Source organism: Streptomyces sp. NPDC005483, assembly GCF_040606035.1.
Taxonomy (GTDB): Bacteria; Actinomycetota; Actinomycetes; order Streptomycetales; family Streptomycetaceae; genus Streptomyces.
The window spans coordinates 35,811-49,529 of the sequence record NZ_JBEXEA010000031.1; the positions used below are offsets into that span (position 1 = coordinate 35,811).

The 13,719-nt window shown below is 71.0% G+C and carries 15 protein-coding genes; 7 read left to right on the forward strand and 8 right to left on the reverse strand.

What is annotated here, in order from left to right:
- Positions 1-82: 82 nt before the first annotated feature.
- Complete coding sequence (locus ABZT06_RS39385; RefSeq protein ID WP_355752320.1) at positions 83-1,783, reverse strand: cellulase family glycosylhydrolase; 1,701 nt, start codon at positions 1,781-1,783, stop codon at positions 83-85.
- A 113-nt stretch (positions 1,784-1,896) separates the two neighbouring features.
- On the opposite strand from ABZT06_RS39385, the gene ABZT06_RS39390 reads away from it, so the two are divergent.
- The 4 genes from ABZT06_RS39390 (at position 1,897) to ABZT06_RS39405 (ending at position 5,241) form a co-directional block, all read left to right on the forward strand.
- A complete protein-coding gene (locus ABZT06_RS39390) occupies positions 1,897-3,063 on the forward strand; it encodes a bifunctional class I SAM-dependent methyltransferase/NUDIX hydrolase (RefSeq protein WP_355752322.1) in 1,167 nt (388 codons plus the stop codon).
- Between the two features lie 265 nt (positions 3,064-3,328).
- Positions 3,329-3,475 carry a hypothetical protein gene (locus ABZT06_RS39395; RefSeq protein ID WP_355752324.1) on the forward strand — a complete coding sequence of 49 codons (147 nt, stop codon included), beginning with the start codon at positions 3,329-3,331 and terminating at the stop codon, positions 3,473-3,475.
- Positions 3,476-3,542: 67 nt separating this feature from the next.
- Positions 3,543-3,926 (forward strand): DUF779 domain-containing protein, encoded by a 384-nt coding sequence (locus tag ABZT06_RS39400; protein WP_355752326.1) that lies wholly within the window; start codon positions 3,543-3,545, stop codon positions 3,924-3,926.
- 76 nt (positions 3,927-4,002) lie between these two features.
- Positions 4,003-5,241 carry a phosphodiester glycosidase family protein gene (locus ABZT06_RS39405; RefSeq protein WP_355752328.1) on the forward strand — a complete coding sequence of 413 codons (1,239 nt, stop codon included), beginning with the start codon at positions 4,003-4,005 and terminating at the stop codon, positions 5,239-5,241.
- Positions 5,242-5,243: 2 nt separating this feature from the next.
- On the opposite strand, the gene ABZT06_RS39410 is transcribed toward ABZT06_RS39405, so the two are convergent.
- From ABZT06_RS39410 to ABZT06_RS39430, 5 genes are all read right to left on the reverse strand, one after another.
- Positions 5,244-5,438, reverse strand: coding sequence for a hypothetical protein (locus ABZT06_RS39410; RefSeq protein WP_355752330.1), 195 nt, complete (start codon positions 5,436-5,438; stop codon positions 5,244-5,246).
- A 131-nt stretch (positions 5,439-5,569) separates the two neighbouring features.
- The gene (locus ABZT06_RS39415; protein WP_355752332.1) at positions 5,570-6,427 is read right to left on the reverse strand and encodes a phosphatidylinositol-specific phospholipase C/glycerophosphodiester phosphodiesterase family protein; all 858 of its coding nucleotides are present in this window, start codon (positions 6,425-6,427) and stop codon (positions 5,570-5,572) included.
- 181 nt (positions 6,428-6,608) lie between these two features.
- Positions 6,609-7,691 carry an acyl-CoA dehydrogenase family protein gene (locus ABZT06_RS39420; protein ID WP_355752334.1) on the reverse strand — a complete coding sequence of 361 codons (1,083 nt, stop codon included), beginning with the start codon at positions 7,689-7,691 and terminating at the stop codon, positions 6,609-6,611.
- On the reverse strand, positions 7,688-8,869 hold the full coding sequence (locus ABZT06_RS39425) for an acyl-CoA dehydrogenase family protein (protein WP_355752336.1): 1,182 nt from the start codon (positions 8,867-8,869) through the stop codon (positions 7,688-7,690). The genes ABZT06_RS39420 and ABZT06_RS39425 overlap by 4 nt, the downstream gene beginning before the upstream one ends.
- Complete coding sequence (locus tag ABZT06_RS39430; protein WP_355752338.1) at positions 8,866-9,834, reverse strand: NADPH:quinone oxidoreductase family protein; 969 nt, start codon at positions 9,832-9,834, stop codon at positions 8,866-8,868. Before ABZT06_RS39430 ends, ABZT06_RS39425 begins: the two co-directional genes overlap by 4 nt.
- 255 nt (positions 9,835-10,089) lie before the next feature.
- On the opposite strand from ABZT06_RS39430, the gene ABZT06_RS39435 reads away from it, so the two are divergent.
- Positions 10,090-10,563, forward strand: a complete 474-nt coding sequence (locus ABZT06_RS39435) for a DNA starvation/stationary phase protection protein (RefSeq protein ID WP_355752339.1) — start codon at positions 10,090-10,092, stop codon at positions 10,561-10,563.
- A 91-nt stretch (positions 10,564-10,654) separates the two neighbouring features.
- Positions 10,655-11,083 (forward strand): hypothetical protein, encoded by a 429-nt coding sequence (locus ABZT06_RS39440; protein WP_355752341.1) that lies wholly within the window; start codon positions 10,655-10,657, stop codon positions 11,081-11,083.
- Between the two features lie 163 nt (positions 11,084-11,246).
- On the opposite strand, the gene ABZT06_RS39445 is transcribed toward ABZT06_RS39440, so the two are convergent.
- Entirely contained in the window at positions 11,247-11,441 is a 195-nt protein-coding gene (locus ABZT06_RS39445) for a hypothetical protein (protein WP_355752343.1), read from the reverse strand.
- Positions 11,442-11,558: 117 nt separating this feature from the next.
- Positions 11,559-13,001 carry an aldehyde dehydrogenase gene (locus tag ABZT06_RS39450; protein WP_355752345.1) on the reverse strand — a complete coding sequence of 481 codons (1,443 nt, stop codon included), beginning with the start codon at positions 12,999-13,001 and terminating at the stop codon, positions 11,559-11,561.
- Positions 13,002-13,224: 223 nt separating this feature from the next.
- Here ABZT06_RS39450 and ABZT06_RS39455 point away from each other — a divergent pair, with 223 nt between their 5' ends.
- Positions 13,225-13,713 (forward strand): helix-turn-helix domain-containing protein, encoded by a 489-nt coding sequence (locus ABZT06_RS39455; RefSeq protein WP_355752430.1) that lies wholly within the window; start codon positions 13,225-13,227, stop codon positions 13,711-13,713.
- Positions 13,714-13,719 lie beyond the last annotated feature (6 nt).

The following is a 13,719-nucleotide window of genomic DNA, read 5'->3' on the forward strand; positions in this document are numbered from 1 at the left end:
GCGCAATAGATGCGTCGAGGATCGCGACCGGGCACGTTCCGAGTCAAGAGTCCGGGACAGTTGACCTGATACCTGGGGTACATCAACCGTTCACGCAGACCGCTCCGTTGAGAGTGAAAGCGGTGGGCGCGGTGTTCTTGGCGCCCTTGCTGCCGATGAAGCCCACGGTGACCGAACCTCCGGCCGCGATGGTGTTGGTGTACGAGGCCGGGGTGACGGTCACCGAGCCCCCGCTCTGTGCCGCAGTGCCGCCCCACATGGTGGAGACTGTCTGCCCGTCGGCGAAGGCGAAGCCGAGTTTCCAGCCGCTGACCGGGGCGGTGCCGGTGTTGCGGATGACGATCTCGCCCTGGAAGCCGCCCTGCCACTCACCGACCACCCGGTAGCCCACGGAGCAGCTTCCGGCGGGCGTGGTGGCGGTGGTGACGCTCACCGTCGCCGAGCGGGCCGACCGGTTCCCGGCCGCGTCACGGGCGTAGACGGCGAAGGAGTAGGCCGTGTCGGCGGACAGACCGGTCACGGTCACCGAGTTCGTCGTCGAGGCCGCGACCTTCGTCTCGGTGCCACCGCTGATCCGCACGACGTCGTACCCGGCGACGCCAACGTTGTCACTGGAGGCCGTCCAGGTCAGGTGGGCGGAGGTCGCCGTCACCGCGGAGGCGGTCGGCGTGCCGGGGGCGGTGGGGGCCTGGGTGTCACCGGAACCGCCGCCGAAGACGGTGGCCTCCTTGGCGGTCTGCGCGATGCCGTTGGCGCCGTTGAAGATCCGCTTTCCCCATGACGTCATCTGCGCCGGGTCGAAGTTGAGGACGAGGTCGAGGACCGGGTCGGTGTTGCCGCTCCAGGACCAGGCCAGATAGCCGATGTGCAGTTGCTCGGCGGTGGCCATCATGGTGTCCTCGTCCGGATCGCCCCACTGGTCGGCGGGACCGCCGAACTCCCCAATCAGGATGGGCAGTTTGGCGCTCACGAAGGCGTTCAGGTAGTCGGTGACCTCCGCCGCGGTGTCGAAGACGCTGTACATGTGGATCGAGAAGATCAGGTTGCCGGTGGTGTCGGCGGCGTACACGGACTGGGCGTTGGTGCGCATGACCTGCTGCCAGTCCTGGCCCCAGTTGGGCGCGTCCACCATGATCGTGTGCTGGAACCCGGCGTTGCGGAGCTTCTGGATCGCGGCGATCGTCGGGGCGGTCCAGCCGGCGGGGTCGGTGTTGCCCCAGGGCTCGTTGCCGATGTTGATGACGATGTAGTCCTCCTGGCCGGCGAGGACGCTCTTCAGGCCGATCCAGTAGTCGGCGGCCTGGTCGAGGGTGCCGGCCGCGCTGTCCTCGCCGTAGCCGGTGGTGTCATGCACCTCCAGGACACAGATCAGCCGGTTGGCCTTGCACTGGGCGATCACGTTGGTCACGTCGGCGGCACTGTTGGCGGTCCAGCGATGGCCGTCGGCGAGGACCACCCGGACGGTGTTGGCGCCCTGCGCCTTGATGTCGGCCAGCGAGCCGAGCTCGTTCGGGTACCAGGTATGGGCGTGGTTGACGCCGCGCATCACGAAGTCGTTGCCGTTGCCCTCGACCAGGCGGCCGTTGCTGATGTGCAGACCGGTGGCGGCCTGGGTGCCGGCATCCTCGGCGGCCCCGGCGGCCTGGGCCGTACCGGGACACAGGGCGCCGAGCAGCACCAGGCCGACGAGGGCGGCCAACCTGGCCAGGAGGGCACTTAAGGGGCTCTTTCCTGTTCTTCTCACTGCGGCTCCAGGGGTGGGTGAGGCAGTCGGAAGGGGCATGGGAGCGCTCCCATAGAAGCCACTCCGTCAAGTACACGTCAAGATGCGGGACGGCAAAGGGCGCTGACCGCGCATAGGGTTCCGAGCCTCGACCACCGCGCCTGGGAGGCACGTTGACCACACGACCCCTCGACCCCCACTCGGTCAATGCCGAGGCCTGGCACGCCTACGGCGACCACCATCTGCGGCGCGGCACCCTGCTGCCGGAGCTGGAGCCGTTCGACTGGGGCCTCAGGGACACAGGGCCGGGCGCCGAGATCCTCGGCGCACTCCCCGGGCGGCGCGTGCTGGACCTCGGCTGCGGCCCCGCCCGGCACGCGGCCCACCTGGTCCGCGTGTACGGCGCCTCGGTGGACGCGGTCGACTCCTCCCCCACGCAGCACGAACGGGCCCGCGCCCACTACGGCTCCCTGCCCGGCCTGCACCTGATCAGGGCCGACGCCGTCGAACACCTGGGCTCGGCGGAACCGTACGACGTCGTGTACTCCGTCAACGCGGTGCCCTACATCGACCCCCGCAGGCTGCTGCCCGCCCTCGCCGGGGCGCTGCGGCCCGGCGGGACACTGTGCTTCACCGTGCTGCACACCAACTCGCGCGGCGACGGCCCTTCCTCCGTGGTCGAGCCCCGGTCCGAGATCCTGCGGCTCGCCGGGGGCGGGGAGACCGACGTCCGGATGTGGGTGCTCACCCCCGAGCTCTGGACGGACCTGCTCGGCGACCACGGGCTGCGGGTCGAGGGGATCGACGTCCTCGACGCGCCGGAGGAGGGCAACCACGCCTCGTACCGGATCTTCCGCGCGACCCGTCCCGTCCGGGTCTCCTCCCGCCCACGCAGCGATCGCGGTCCGGTGCCGCACGCGGCCATCGGGGTCGGCGCCATCCTGTGCGGCCCCCGGGGACTGCTGCTCGGCCGGCACCGGCGCGGCACCTGGGAGTTGCCCGGTGGCACGGTGGAGCCCGGTGAGTCGCTGGCGGAGACGGTCGTGCGCGAACTCCGGGAGGAGACCGGGATCGAGGCCCGCCCTGCCGACGTCCGGCTGTTGGGCACGCTCCTCGACGATGTGGCCGGGGTGGTGCGGATGACGGTGGCCAGTGAGGTCACCGCCTGGCGGGGTGAACCCTCGGACCAGCCCGGCGAACGCGTCGGCGACTGGCGGTGGTTCGCCCTGGACCGGCTTCCGGAGAACCTGTTCGTGTGCAGCGCCCAGGGCCTGACCGCCTGGCGCCCGGACCTGCCGATCGACCACACTCCGGCCCACTTCACGCGGTACGCCCACTGACGCCGCGACGGGCGACGCTCGCCCCGTCGCGGCCCGCCCCCTGCGCTCACGGAGCAGAGACCTGCACTCGGCCCGTGCTCTTCGCCGGTGGCGGCCTTGTGGAGGCAGCCGGCCGTGGCACAGGGCGAGGACCCGAACCGCCTGCGGCAGCTCGGCCGCAAGCGGCAACGCCGGACGGCGGTGTGTCTCGTCGCAGCTGCGGTCCTGTGGCCCGCGGCTCGGGGTCTTTCTGGGCGTCTTTCCGCGTGATTAGAGGTTCTCCTCGGTGAAGCGGATGTTCTGGATCGACGGATTTCCCCTGGGGGACATGCTGTTGGACATCCTTGACCGGATGGCGAAGGCCGGAGTTCCGCTCAAGGACGAGGACGACGCGCGGTACAAATGGAACCCGGCTCCCGTCGACCTGTCCTGAGGCCGCACGCCGAAGCACGGCCCGGTGCAACCCCCTCGCAACCTTCCCCGTGCTGCACTCGACGACCATGGACGAGGATTCCGCACATGCCGTGTCCGACGAGGTACCGCGTGTCGAGGTCACGACCGCTGCCGCCGAGTTGCTGCGCCGGTTGCGCGAGGCGCACGGGCCGTTGATGTTCCATCAGTCCGGCGGCTGTTGTGACGGGAGCGCGCCGATGTGCTACCCGGCGGGCGAGTTCCGCACCGGTGGCTCGGACGTGCTGCTGGCCGAACTGGACGTGCCGGGGGTCGGGGAGCCGGTGACGTTCTGGATGTCGAGGAGCCAGTACGAGGTCTGGAGTCACACCCGGCTGATCGTCGACGTCGTCGAGGGCCGGGGCAGCGGGTTCTCGCTGGAGGCACCCGAGGGGGTGCGTTTCCTCATCCGTTCGCGTGTGGTCGGCGCCTAGACCTCCCCCCGGCCATCGCCTTTCTGATGCACTTCCCCTGAGTCCTGGGACAGTTGACGAGACATCAGGGAGAGTTGTGACGCACCGTCAAAGGCGTTTCGGCGCAGGCAGACCGGTACTGACGTTACTCGCGGCACTCGGCACACTGGCCGGTGCGGCCCTGGTGGGGGCGGCACCGGCCGGCGCCGCGCCGGGGTGGACGCGGCTCGCCACGGGTGTGCGGTACGAGCAGTTCGACATCGCCGCGGCCGCGGGGGTGACGCATGCCCATGTGATCCGCGTGGACCTGCGCGAGCCACGGGTGCGGGTGGAGTTGTTGTATCCGGGGGCTCTGGCCGCGCGGGCCACGGTGTCCCGGCTGGCCACCTCGCAGGGCGCCCTCGCGGGGGTGAACGGCGACTTCTTCAACATCTCGGAGACCCAGCACCCCGGCGTCGAGGCGACCGGCGCGAGCGTGGGCCCGGCGATCGCGCGGGGCCGCGTGCTCAAGGCCGCGGTGCCGGGCGGTCAGCGCTTCGGACCCGCGCTGCCGCCCGGCACGAGCACCAGGGACGTGTTCGGCGTGGGCACCGACCGCCGGGCCCGCCTCGACGACCTCAGGCTCGACGGGTCGGTGCGGACGCCCGAGGGGCGACTGCCGCTCGGCGGGCTGAACCAGTACGCGCTGCCCGTCGGTTCGGTCGGCGCGTTCACCTCGGACTGGGGCGGCGCGTCCCGGGTGCGGGCGACCTGCGGGACGGACACGGACCGCGCCGCCCCGTGCAGCACGGACACCCATGAGGTGACGGTCCGTGACGGGCACGTCGTCGCCACGGCCGACAGCCCGGGCAGCGGGACGATCGCCGGCGGCACCACGGTGCTCGTGGGCCGGGAGGCGGGCGCGCAGCAACTGCGCAAGCTCTCGGTCGGCTCGGCGGTGACGGTGCGGCACCGACTGGTCGCGGCCTCGGCGGGAATCGCGTACCGCTTCGCGCTCGGGGGCTATCCGGTGCTCGACGACGGCCGCCCGCTGCCCGGCCTCGACGACACGACGTCGGCGGTGCGCACGGCCGTGGGCATCGCGGACGGCGGACGGCGGCTGTATCTCCTCGCGCTGGACGGTGCGCCCGCCTATCGCAGCGGGCTGACGATCGCCGAAGTCGCGGACACCATGCGGAGGTTGGGCTCGGTCGACGCCTTCAGCCTGGACGGCGGGGGTTCCACGACCATGGCCGCCCGTACGCCGGGCACCAGCGCCGTCGCCGCCCTCAACCACCCCTCGGGCGGCGCCGAACGGCCCGTACCGAACGGCATCGGGGTCTTCTCCACCCGTTGAGGTCAGGGGTGCAGGCTGCTGACGATGTCCGCGGTCGCGGTCATGCCGCTGTGGATGGTGGGCGCGATGCTCGTGCCGGCGAGACAGAAGCCGAGCAGCGCGCACACCAGCGCGTGGGAGACCTTGAGTCCGCCGCTGCGCAGGAAGATCACCGCCAGGATCAGCAGCAGCACCAGCACGGAAAGGGAAATCACCATGAACAGCCTCCTCCGCCACGCCGCCAGGTCCGTTTCACGGCGTTCGGCCGCAAGTGTGGCGTAGCGGAGGGTTCGTCCGGGCGGCTGCGGTGTCCTCCGAACGAGTGGTGTCCGCACTCGCTCGAAGGCGCCTACCGGTGGGCGTCCAGGAAGGCCTCGAGGCCCGCCAGGTCGTCGGTGTTGAAGTAGTCGACGTCGGCGGCGAGAAGCTCGGTCCACAGCGCGTCCCGGGCAGGCCCGGCAAGGTCCGGGGTGGCCCAGAACCGCACCTTCTGCCCGCGCGCGTGAGCCCGCTGGACGATGCTCCGCAGCTTCTGCCGCTCGGCGTCGGGGAAGACGCCCTCACCGAGCCAGGTGAAGTTGAGCATCCAGTTGTCGCTGATCAGCGGGATGAGGGAGGCGGGCGCCGAGGTGCCGAGATCGGCGAGCCGGCCGTCGTAGAAGGCCCGGCGCACGGTCTGGGCCTCCATCGGGACGCGTGCGGCGCGGTCGCCGGAGATCACCGCGGTCACGGGGCCGGGGACGACCTTGCCGTGGACGTACGTCGTGAACAGGTGCCTGTAGCGCCGCAGATGCCGGTCGAGTTCGAGATAGGTCGAGGAGCCCTCGGTCTTGATGTCGACGAGCAGCTGGAGGGGCCGGCGGTGACCCCGGTACACCGACCCGTGGTTGGCCCTGACGATCCTGGCCAGCGGGTCGAGGTACAGGGACTCCAGGGTGCGCGTCGGGTCGAGGTCGTCGACCGTGTGGCCGATGAGGAGCTGGTCGCCGACGAGGAAGATGTCGGCCTCGACACTGCCGAAACGGTGGTCGAGGGCGTCGAGGAGGGGGCGCGGGTGCTCGTAGTCGTTGTGGGCGTGGGCGCGCCACAACGGGCGGGGCCGGTGCTTCTGTCCGTCGGCCCACGCGCTGCCGACGGGCGGGGCGAGGGTCGCCGCGACCGCGGCGCCGACGGTGGTGAGGGCTCTGCGGCGGGTGATGAGGGCCATGTTCTGCCTCCCTGTGGGGCGGGTCGGAACCACAGGGAGTATGGGGCCCTTCGACCCTCAATGAAGCTGTACGTGCGAGGAGTTGGCCGGACTGCCGCCGCCCGTTCACTCCTTCCGCGCAGGCGCACGGAAAAGCCCGCCCCAGGTGGGGCGGGCTTCACCGGCGTTCACCGGGCGACGCTCAAGGCGCCTGGAGGTCTACCAGTTCGGCCAACCGGGCGCGGTGCGCGCCCGCCGAGCCGTAGGCGATCGAGTCGGCCTTGGCCCGCTTGAGATACAGGTGGATCGGGTGCTCCCACGTCATGCCGATCCCGGCGTGCAGTTGCAGCGCCTCCTCGGCGGCGTGCACGGCGACGGACGCCGCATAGGCCTGCGCGACGGCGACCGCCACGTCGGCGTCCTCACCGGTGGCCAGCGCGTCGGCGGCGTTGCGGGCCGCGGCACGGAGGTTGACGACCTCCAGCCACAACTGGGCGAGCCGGTGCTTGAGCGCCTGGAAGCCACCGACGGGCCGGTTGAACTGCTTGCGCTCCTTGAGATAGCGCACGGTCTCGGTCAACGTCCATTCGGCGAGCCCGAGTTGCTCGGAGGCGAGCTGTCCGGCCCCGGCCCGCAGGGCGCGGTGCACGGCGAGTTCGGCGTCGCCCAGCAGGCGGCCCGGAGCCCCGTCGAGGGTGACGGTCGCGAGCGGCCGGGTCAGGTCGAAGGAGACCTGCGGGGTGACGGTCACGGAGGAGGCGTCCACCGCGTACAGCCCGCCGTCGTCCGCCGGGATCAGCAGCACATCGGCTGCGGCGGCGTCCGCGATCGCCGCCAACTCCCCGTGCAGCTCCCCGCCTTCGTGGCGTACGACCTTGTAGGCGCCGCCCGGCGCGATGTTCAGGGCGACGGCGAGGGCGCCGATCCGCCGTCCGGACGCGAGCTCGGCGAGCAGGTCGTCGGCGTCGCAGGCGAGCAGGGCCTCGGTGGCGACGACCGCACTGGTGAGGTAGGGCACGGGAGCGACCGCCCGGCCCAACTCCTCCAGGACGACGGCGACTTCGCGGTGCGAGGCGCCCTGACCGCCCTTTTCCTCCGGGACCAGGAGTCCCGCGAGGCCCATGCCGTCGGTGAGGGCCTTCCAGGCAGCGAGGTCGTGCGGGGTGTCCGACTCGGTGCGGGCGATCACGCCCGGGGCGTCGCAGTGATCGGCGAGCAGGTCCCGTACGGCGGCCCGCAGCGCCTCTTCCTCCTCCGAGTACAGCAGGTCGGGCTGTGCGCTCATCGGGCCAGGTCCTTCCACGCGACGTCCTTGTCGGTACGCGGCTCGGCCGGGAGGCCCAGGACGCGCTCGGCGACGATGTTCAGCAGGACCTCAGTGGTCCCGCCCTCGATGCTGTTGCCCTTGGAACGCAGGTAGCGGTAGCCGGCGTCACGGCCGGTGAAGTCCACCAGCTCGGGCCGGCGCATGGTCCAGTCGTCGTACAACAGGCCTTCCTCGCCACGGAGTTCGACCTCCAGGCCGCTGATCTCCTGGTTGAGGCGGGCGAAGGCGAGCTTCATGCCCGCGCCCTCGGGACCGGGCTGTCCGGCGACGAGCTGCTGGCGCAGGCGCTCGGCGGTGAGGCGGGCGACCTCGGAGTCGACCCAGAGCCTCAGCAGTCGCTGGTGCAGGTCCTGGGTGCGCAGTTCGGGGCGCTCGCGCCAGGTCTTCGAGACCGGGCCGATCATGCCGCCCTCGCGGGGCAGCCGCATGCCGCCGATGGCGACGCGCTCGTTGTTCAGCGTGGTCTGCGCGACCCGCCAGCCGTCGCCGATCTCGCCGAGCCTGCGGGAGTCGGGGATGCGGACGTCGGTGAGGAACACCTCGTTGAACTCGGCCTCGCCGGTGATCTGCCGCAGCGGGCGGACATCGACGCCGGGGTCCGTCATGTCGCAGAGGAAATAGGTGATGCCCGCGTGCTTGGGCACGTCCGGGTCGGTGCGGGCGATGAGGATGGCCCAGCGGGAGTTGTGGGCGCCGGACGTCCACACCTTCTGCCCGTTGACCACCCAGTTGTCGCCCTCGCGAACGGCCCGGGTGCCGAGCGCGGCGAGGTCGGATCCGGCACCTGGCTCGCTGAACAGCTGGCACCAGACCTCCTCCCCCACCCACAGGGGCCGCAGATAGCGCTGCTTCTGCTCCTCGGTGCCGTACCTGAGGATCGTCGGCGCGGCCATGCCGAGGCCGATGCCGTTGCGCCGCGGGTCGTTGTCCGGAGCGCCCGCAGCCTCCAACTCGGCGTCCACGACGACCTGGAGGGAACGGGGCGCGTTCAGTCCACCAAGGCCCTCCGGGTAGTGCACCCAGGCGAGCCCCGCGTCGAAGCGGGCCCTCAGGAACTCCAGCCGGTCTGTGGACGCCGGCGGGTGTGCGGCCAGCAACTCGGCGGTGCGGCGCTTGAGTTCGGCTGCGTCGGTCATGCCTGTGCTCCCGTGGGTACGACGGCGATCCGGCCCGTGGTCACCCCGTCGCCGAGGCGCTGCACGGCGTCCGCGGCACCGGCCAGCGGCACCCGCTCACTCACCAGCGGCTTGATCGCACCCCGGGCGGCCAGTTCGGTGAGCTGCTCGTGGCAGTGCTGGACCAGCTTCGGGTTCTTGGTGTTGTACAGACCCCAGTGCAGGCCCAGGATCGCGTAGTTCTTCACCAGGGCGTGGTTCAGGCCGGGGCTCGGGATGGTCCCGCTGGCGAAGCCGACGACCACGATCCGTCCCTCGAAGGCGACGACCTTGGTCGACTGCGTGTAGGCCTCGCCGCCCACCGGGTCGTAGATCACGTCAGCGCCCCGGCCCGCGGTGGCCGCCTTCACGGCGGCGACGACGTCCTCGCCGCGCCGGTCGATCACCACGTCACAGCCCAGCTCCCGGGCCACGGCGGCCTTCTCGGGACCGCCGACGACACCGATGACGGTGGCCCCGGCCGCCTTCCCGAGCTGCACGGCCGCGCTGCCGACCCCTCCGGCGGCAGCGTGGACGAGCAGCGTCTCACCCGCTTCCAGGTGCGCCCGCCGGTGCAGACCGAACCAGCCCGTCTGGTAGCCGATGTGCAGCGCGGCGGCCTCGGCGTCGTCCAGCGAGTCCGGCGCGGACAGCAGAGCTGCGGCGTCCGCGACGGCGTACTCGGCGAAACCGCCGTACGGCAGCGCGGGGTTGGCGATCACACGCCGCCCGTCCTCGGTCTCGCCGCAGATCTCCACGCCCGGCGTGAAGGGCAGCGGCGGGCGGACCTGGTAGTGGCCGCGGCACATCAGCACGTCCGGGAAGTTGATGTTCGCGGCGCGCACCTTCAGCAGGACCTGGCCGTCGCCGGGTACGGGCTGCGCCACGTCCGCGAGGCGCATCACCTCGCTCGGCTCGCCGTTCTCGTGCACTTGCCAAGCCTGCATGGGGGGCCTCCACGGGACTGCGTCGTCATGCCGGGGTCTGACCGGGGTCCTCCGCATACTAAGCGGTCGCTTGTCGATCAGGGAACAGCCCGCGGGGAAACTGTCGGCATCCGCACAGAGGCCGGCGGCACACAGGCGGGCGGCACACACGCGCAGCCCGGCCGAGGAGGGTCGCGCAGCGGTTGCGCGACCCGGCGCGGCCTGAACAGGGTGGCAGGGGCGGACGCCGACGACCCCCGGAAAGGACCCGCGCACATGACGATCATCAACAGCCCGCTGCCGGAGAAGGAACGTGAGATCGCCGGAAGCGCCCTCCAGGCCACCTTGGTCGATCTGCTCGACCTCTCCCTGGTCGCGAAGCAGGCGCACTGGAACCTGTACGGGCCGCGCTTCCGATCCATCCACCTCCAGCTCGACGAGGTGGTCACGACCGCCCGCGAGTACGCCGACACGGTGGCCGAACGCGCCGCGGCACTGGGGGTCAGCCCGGACGGACGGGCCTCCACCATCGCGGCCACCAGCGGAGTACCTGAGTTCTCACCCGGTTGGACGAAGGACGTGGACGCCGTCGGCGCGCTGGTGCGGACCTTCTCCGCGGTCGTCGAACGCGTGCGGGAACGCATCGAGCAGACCGGCCCGGCGGACGCCGTGACCCAGGACCTGCTGATCGGTCTCACCGCCGACCTGGAGAAGCAGAGCTGGATGTTCCAGGCCGAGCACCAGGGCTGAAACTCCAGAAGTAACCACCTTGACAGGTGACGAGCCCTCGTGGGAGATTTTCGTCACCGGTCAGAGCAGTTACTTCTTGGTGAGGAAACCCATGGCAGTCGTACGGTTCCGTCTCGTCTCCACGCTCGGTCCGAAGGACGTGCTGGAGGTGCTGACCGACTTCAGCCCCGCGCGCGCCGAGATCTGGCCCACGATCGACGCCGAGCACTTCACGGTGCACGAACTCGGTGACACCTGGGCGGAGGTCACCGAGGGCACCGCCGCCGCCTGGGAGCGGGCTCGCTACGAGTGGGAGCCGAGCGGCGACAGGGTCACGATCACCACGCTCGACTCCAAGCTCTTCGGGGCCGGCGGCGGCTGGGTCTTCCGGATGACCCCGGAGGGCACGGGCACCCGGGTCGACGTCGAACTGACCCGGCAACCGAGCACCCTCAAGGGCAGGATGCTGGCCGCGCTGCTGCCGGTGGCCGCCCCCGGATCCCTGCGCAGGTCGTTCGCGGGCCCCCTGCGGTCGGGGTGACCGGTCTCCTCGTCACCGGCCAGGAGCAGCGACCGAGGGGCACGCGCGATGCGCGTGCCCCTCGGTCGTGTCGGCGCGCGGGCCGGCCAGTGCCGACGCTTCCGCGCGGTACTGCCGGGCGGAGGGAGCGCGGCCCCCTCCGCCCGGCAGTGGGACGCACCCCCTACAGCCCCAGGTCAAGCGCCAGGCAGGAGTAGTACTTCCAGTTGCCCTCGGGGTCGTACGAGGCGTTCGCCCCGCCGCCGGGGGCGGCCTCCACCTCTTCGGTCATGTCCTCGAAGCGGATGCGTTCCGGGAGCCTGCCGAAGCGTGCCTGGCGCGTTGCGGTGTCGACATCCGCGGTGAGGTCCTTGCGCATGACCGTTCTCCCCTTCATGGACCGCGCCCGGCCCATTGGCCTGGACGAGCACCAGCGTGCACGCCTCACACATCACCTGTCAAGACGGTGACGCAATCCTGCGCGGGGGCCCTGGAGTCAGACGGTGATGGTCTTGTACTCGGTGTAGGCGCCGAGGCCGACCGCCCCGTACTCCCGGCCGATCCCGCTCGACTTGAAGCCGCCGAACGGGCCGTCGAAGGCCACGGACGCGCCGTTGACCGTGACCGTGCCGGTGCGGATGCGGCGGGCCACCGCCAGGGCGTGGGCCTCGTCGGCGGACCAGACACCGCCGGACAGGCCGTACTCCGAGTCGTTGGCGATGCGCACGGCCTCGTCCTCGTCCTCGTAGGCGATGACCACCAGGACCGGACCGAAGATCTCCTCCTGTGCGATGCGCATGGAGTTGTCGACGTCGGCGAAGACGGTCGGGGTGACGTAGTTGCCCTTCTCCAGGCCCTCGGGGACGTGCGGGCCGCCGGTGACCAGGCGGGCACCCTCCTCGATGCCGAGCCGGACATAGGCGCGCACCCGCTCCTGCTGGTCGGGGCGGATCATCGGGCCGATGAAGGTGCCGGGATCGCTCGGGTCGCCGACCTTCAGCGACTCCACCAGGTCCTTCAGCGCGGCCACGACCTCCTCGTACCGGTCACGGGGGGCCAGGACGCGGGTCTGGGCGATGCAGGACTCGCCGTTGTTGAGCAGGGAGCCGAACTTAAGGCCTGCCACGGCCCTGTCGACGTCGGCGTCCGGCAGGATGATCGCGGCGGACTTGCCGCCCAGCTCCAGGCTGACCCGCTTGAGCTGCTCGCCCGCGATCGCGGCGATACGGCGGCCGGCCCGCGTCGACCCGGTGAAGGCGATCTTGTCGACGTCCGGGTGGGACACCAGGTGCTCACTGGTCTCGCGGTCGGCGGGCAGGACGCTGATCACGCCCTCGGGCAGGCCGACCCGCTCCAGCAGCTCGGCCAGGAAGCCCATGCTGAGCGAGTTCTCCGGAGACACCTTGAGGATCACGGAGTTGCCGGCGAGCAGGGCGGGAATGATCTTCGAAGTGGCCGAGGAGAAGGGCGAGTTCCACGGAATCACGGCGGCCACGACGCCGACCGCCTCACGGCGCACCACGCTGCGCACCGGGGACTCCGGGTCGGAGGGTACGAGCGTCTCCTCCCAGCCGAACTCCTCCGCCGCCTTCAGGTAGGCATTCGCCTGCCGTGTCAGGCCGGGCTGGCCGGCTCGGGTGAACCAGGTCGCGGAACCGTTCTCCCGCGAGATCAGCTGCGCGACGTGCTCGGCGTTCTCCTCGCGCAGCGCGTTGAACCGTCGTAGAACCGCGATCCGCTCGGCCGGCGGGGTCAGGTGCCACACACCCGCGTCGAACGACTCACGTGCCGCGGCGACCGCCCGGTCCACATCGGCCGGCCGCGCCTGTACCGCACGGCCGATCACCGACCGGTCGTGGGGCGAGGGGATGTCGAGCGGTTCCGGGTCGCTCGGCTCGACCCAGGCACCGCCGATGAAGAGCCGGTCATAGGTGATCACGCGTTTTTCTCCCTCGAAGGCTTCGGCCACACCAGATCTTGAACTGTCACTTCACTGTAGCACTTGATGCATTTAGCTCCACAGCAAAGATGCATCTAGTGATAGATAAGCCATTCAAGGGAGGCATTAGACGGGTCAGGTTCCGCAAGCGCCCGCTAGACTCGGCGCGATGAGAGCCGACGCCGCGCGCAATCTGGAAGCCGTTCTGACCACTGGTGCACGCATGCTCGCGGCCGACCCGGGTGTGAGCATCGCCGCCATCGCCGCCGAGGCGGGCGTGGACCGGCGCACCGTCTACCGGCGCTTCGCCTCCCGCGAGGAACTGCTCGCCGCCGTCTACGAAGCCCGGCTGACCGCCATCGAGCGGGCCATCGAGGACGCGCGGCTGCGGGAGGCGCCGGTCACCGTCGCGCTGCACCGGTATGTCGAGAACATCATCACCGTCAACCGCACCTGGCCCGTCGACCTCACCCGCATGCTCGCCGACGACTCGGTCCACGCGCGCCGCGACGCCGGCATCGCCGAGGTCGAACTGTTCCTGCGACGCGCCACCGACGAGGGGCTCCTACGGCCCGGCCTCCCGGACGGGTGGGCCGGCGCGCTCCTCCCCCAGCTCATGCACCTGGTCTCACGGCAACTGCCCCGGCTGAGCCCGGCGCGGGCGGCGGACGTCGTCGTCGACACCCTGCTGAACGGCGTCGGCGCGTCCTGACACCGC